The organism is Acinetobacter sp. UBA3025, assembly GCF_002367915.1.
In the GTDB taxonomy this organism is placed as follows: Bacteria; Pseudomonadota; Gammaproteobacteria; order Pseudomonadales; family Moraxellaceae; genus Acinetobacter.
In genome coordinates this window covers 1-4,282 of record NZ_DFDO01000336.1, presented here as the reverse complement: position 1 = coordinate 4,282, position 4,282 = coordinate 1, and the positions used below count along the sequence as shown (strand labels likewise).

Sequence of the window (4,282 nt, the reverse complement as noted above, 5' to 3'; positions counted from 1 at the left end):
AGGCAATTGTGCTAAAATGGTACGAGCCGTATTTAGACAATATAGAGCCAACTGACCAGCTGAAAGACCCTAAATCACGTCTACAGGAATATTTACAAGCACGTAAAAAACCTCTCCCAGTTTACGAGGTTGTAGATATTCAGGGTGATGCCCCGAACCAGCATTTCAAAGTGGAATGCCAGGTAGAAGGCTTGCCGGTCATGGCCGGTGAAGGTTCAAGCCGACGATTCGCTGAACAGGCGGTTGCGGCAGATATTTTAAAACATTTGGAGCATAAGTCTTAATGACTACTCATTCCGATCACATTGATGCTGATCACGAGTCGCAAAGCGACAGCAATGACTTGATTAGTCAATTTTTCAGTGCACAGGGTACTGAAATTCCTTCTGATTATCGTAGCGGTTTCGTGGCGATTGTCGGACGTCCAAACGTGGGTAAATCAACCTTGATGAACCACTTACTGGGCCAGAAACTTTCAATTACTTCACGTAAACCACAAACCACACGTCATAAAATCGTAGGGATTGATTCACGTGAAAAGTCTCAGGCGGTATTTGTTGATACACCGGGGATGCATAAAAAAGAAGTGCGTGCCATCAATAAAATGATGAACCGAGCTGCGCACTCTGCATTGCGTGACGTGAACTTGGTGCTGTTTGTAGTTGATGCACAAAAATGGACCCAGAACGATGAGCTTGTTCTGGAGAAATTAAAAAATGCGGATATGCCAGTCATTCTGGTGATCAACAAGCTGGACACGTTCGAGAACAAGAATGAGGCCTTACCGCTGATTCGTGAACGTGCCAAACTGATGAACTTTGCTGAAATCGTACCGGTGTCTGCACTTCGTGGTGCCAACCTCGAACACTTACGCGATACGATTGCCAAGTACCTGCCATTCCAGCCGCCGCTATATTCACTGGATCAGCTTACCGATCGTTCAGAGCGTTTCCTGGCCTCTGAAATTATCCGTGAAAAGATCATGCGTCAGTTAGGTGAAGAACTACCATACGATTTAACTGTTCAGATCGAATCTTTCAAAACTGAAGAGCCGACCCTGAATGAAAAAACAGGTCGTATGAAGCCGGCATGTACTTATATTGATGCCACTATTTTCGTTGATCGTGCTGGCCAAAAGGCTATTGTGATTGGTGAAAAAGGTTCCAAGCTGAAAAAAATCGGTATGGACGCACGTGTCGATATGGAAAAAATGTTCGAGCAGAAAATCATGCTAACGCTTTGGGTGAAAGTCAAAGGCGGCTGGTCTGATGATGAGCGGGCATTGAAAAGTCTAGGTTATAGCGACATTTAAATTGGATAGGAACGGATCATGATGAAATTTCTGGCAGTTGTTGCATGTGTTTTATTCTTGCAAGGCTGTATTCATAAAGTAGTGACCGTTCCTGCCAAAGTTGCCTATAAAACCACAAAGTACGCGGTCAAAGGGACCGCGGCTGTTGTGGGTGCCGCCATTCCTGATGGGGATGACGAAGAAGACGAGAAAAACTCAAAAAAGAATAAAGATTAAAGAAGCAGCCTATGCGTAATGAAGTGCTGCATGGATACCTGATTCATCATCGTAAATATCGCGATCGCAGTCATATTGTGCATTTATTTACCCAGGAATATGGCCGTATCGACGGGATACTGAGACAAAATCCTCCACCCCAATATCAACCCATCAGCTTGTTAGCTTCAGGCAAATCTGAACTGAAAAACTTCACCAAATTAGAAATTGTTAATCAGCCGATCTTTTTTTTCGGCGATGCCTTCTTTTCTGGCTTTTATCTGAATGAAATCCTGTTGCGTTTATGTCCGCTTGAAGTGCAAATGCCGCTGACCTTTGCCAAATATGGCGAAACGTTGAATGCCTTGCAAAAACTCTCCGATCAGGAAAATCCCAATACTTATTTAAAACAGGTTCTGCGTCAGTTTGAACATATCTTATTAGAAGAACTGGGCTATGAACTGGATTTTTCAGTCGATGCCAATCAGGCACAAATCAATCCCGTGCAACATTACTATTTTCAGTTGAATGAAGGTTTTATGCCTTCGGCCAAGGCTTTGCGCTCAACCATGTCAGGCCAGCAGATTTTAACAATGCAGCACTATGAAAATGGTAGGGATTTTAATCTAGAACAGTTACAATTACTGACGAAGCTATATCGACAGGTGATCACTGCTTTGCTCGGTGACCGACCACTGAAAAGTCGACAATTGTGGATCCAAAATTCTCAATCTCAATCGTAGTTAGGAAAATAGTATGGCTGCATTACTTGGTGTCAATATTGACCATGTCGCAACTTTAAGACAAGCACGTGGTACGACGTACCCAGACCCAGTCAATGCTGCATTGATCTGTGAGCAGGCCGGTGCAGAGGGAATTACCCTGCATTTGCGCGAAGACCGTCGACATATTCAGGATGAAGATGTACGTCGTATGCGTCCGGTATTAACTACCCATATGAACCTGGAAATGGCCGTAACTGATGAAATGGTGGCGATTGCTAAAGAAATCCAGCCGCAGCATGTCTGCTTTGTACCAGAAAAGCGTCAGGAAGTGACGACTGAAGGTGGTCTGGATGTCGTTGGTCATTTTGAAGATGTGAAAAAAGCCACCCAGGAACTGTCTGCGATTGGCTGTGACGTGTCGCTTTTTATTGATGCAGACATTGCCCAGATTGATGCGGCAGTCGCTTGTGGCGCACCTACAATTGAGCTTCATACAGGTGCTTATGCCGATGCTGACACGCCAGAAACACAGCAAGTTGAGCTGGATCGCATTATCAAAGGGGCAGAGTATGCGGCTTCTAAAGGTCTGGTGGTCAATGCAGGTCACGGTCTGAACCTGGATAATGTCACTCCAATTGCTGCGATTCCTCAAATTCATGAATTAAATATTGGTCACTCGATTATTGCAGATGCAGTTTTTGTTGGACTGGCGCAAGCTGTACAACAAATGAAGGCTGCAATTAAAGCTGCGCGTTAAGATTGCAAAAGATATATGTCAAATATTGATTATGATGAACTGATGAAGCCTGTCATTGGCTTCTTAGGTTGTGAAACACCAAAAGCCTGGCTCGATGAGGCATTACAGAATCTGGAAATTCTGATGCAGGATCATGCCAACTGTGAGAAGAAAGCAGCCAGTACAGCAATGAACCTGATGTTCCGCTATAGCTTCTTCGTAGATTTACAAGTGAAACTGGCGCAACTGGTCCGTGAAGAAATGCTGCACTATGAACAGGTGCTGGAATTCATGAATAAGCGTGGCCAGCAATGGATTGGACTCAGTGCAGGGCGTTATGCAGGTGGTTTGCGTAAGGAAATCCGGACCTATGAACCCGAAGCATTAATTGATGTGCTGGTGATTGGTGCTTTTGTAGAAGCACGTTCTTGTGAGCGATTCTATGCGCTTGCGCCGCTGGTGGATGATGAGCTAGGACGTTACTACCGTTACTTGCTTAAATCTGAATCTCGCCATTTTGAGGACTACTTGGCCTTAGCTTTAGATGTGGCTAAAACTGCAAAACTGAAAAATCCACAAGAAGATATTCAAAGCCGAATTGAGCATATCCGTGAAGTAGAAAAGAATCTGATTCTTAGTCCAGATGAAATGTTCCGTTTCCACAGCGGTGTGCCTGCAAAAGCAGCTTAAAAAGCTACTCAATTAAGACATTAAAAAATATCCTCCAAATCGGGGGATTTTTTTATAAATATAAGATTCGCTACCTAGCTTATTTATCTATTGAAAGGATTTAAAATAGCCTAAGCATTTTATAATTTGATTAGAAGGAAAAACTTGAAGTGCGAGATAGCAAAAGCTGTCGTCAATTTTAGAATAACGGCTTATAACAGCACATTTGATTAAACGAGAATATAAGCCAATCTAACTAGGTAAATAAAAGGGCAGAGTAAGAATATATAAGAGAAAAGAAGAATCGAATCATTTTATAAATGAAATTTCAGGCAATAAAAAAGCCCAAGTCTTAAATGCTTGGGCTTTCTTGAATTTGGCTCTCCCACCTGGGCTCGAACCAGGGACCTGCGGATTAACAGTCCGTCGCTCTACCGACTGAGCTATGGGAGAATCTGAATGCGATTATAGAGAGATTTTGCAAAGGGTCAAGCAAAAACTGTCATATTTATTACAAATTGTACTTATCTGATTTTAATTTAAACGATTGCATTAAATTCTTAAAAAATGCTTGTCAGAACAAATTTCACTTGCTAGATTGAAAACATAAAGTCGTTTGACCAAATGGTCAAACAGTGTGGATTT

The 4,282-nt window shown here is 42.7% G+C and carries 6 protein-coding genes and 1 tRNA gene; 6 read left to right on the top strand and 1 reads right to left on the bottom strand.

The features are described from left to right. The 6 genes from B4J23_RS14320 to B4J23_RS14295 form a co-directional block, all read left to right on the top strand. Positions 1-284: putative dsRNA-binding protein (locus tag B4J23_RS14320; RefSeq protein WP_291361565.1), on the top strand; the 284-nt coding region annotated here is incomplete at its 5' end. Continuing rightward, on the top strand, positions 284-1,312 hold the full coding sequence (gene era, locus B4J23_RS14315) for a GTPase Era (protein ID WP_004784513.1): 1,029 nt from the start codon (positions 284-286) through the stop codon (positions 1,310-1,312). The genes B4J23_RS14320 and era, both read left to right, overlap by 1 nt. Before the next feature lie 18 nt (positions 1,313-1,330). Beyond that, entirely contained in the window at positions 1,331-1,528 is a 198-nt protein-coding gene (locus B4J23_RS14310; RefSeq protein ID WP_166138311.1) for an NF038104 family lipoprotein, read from the top strand. A gap of 11 nt (positions 1,529-1,539) precedes the next feature. Then, a complete protein-coding gene (gene recO / locus B4J23_RS14305; protein ID WP_291361561.1) occupies positions 1,540-2,250 on the top strand; it encodes a DNA repair protein RecO in 711 nt (236 codons plus the stop codon). 13 nt (positions 2,251-2,263) lie between these two features. Next, the gene (gene pdxJ / locus B4J23_RS14300) at positions 2,264-2,989 is read left to right on the top strand and encodes a pyridoxine 5'-phosphate synthase (RefSeq protein WP_291361559.1); all 726 of its coding nucleotides are present in this window, start codon (positions 2,264-2,266) and stop codon (positions 2,987-2,989) included. Positions 2,990-3,004: 15 nt separating this feature from the next. Next, the gene (locus tag B4J23_RS14295; protein WP_179992703.1) at positions 3,005-3,658 is read left to right on the top strand and encodes a tRNA-(ms[2]io[6]A)-hydroxylase; all 654 of its coding nucleotides are present in this window, start codon (positions 3,005-3,007) and stop codon (positions 3,656-3,658) included. 356 nt (positions 3,659-4,014) lie between these two features. Here B4J23_RS14295 and B4J23_RS14290 read toward each other — a convergent pair. Then, positions 4,015-4,090, bottom strand: a tRNA-Asn gene (locus B4J23_RS14290). Positions 4,091-4,282: the final 192 nt, after the last annotated feature.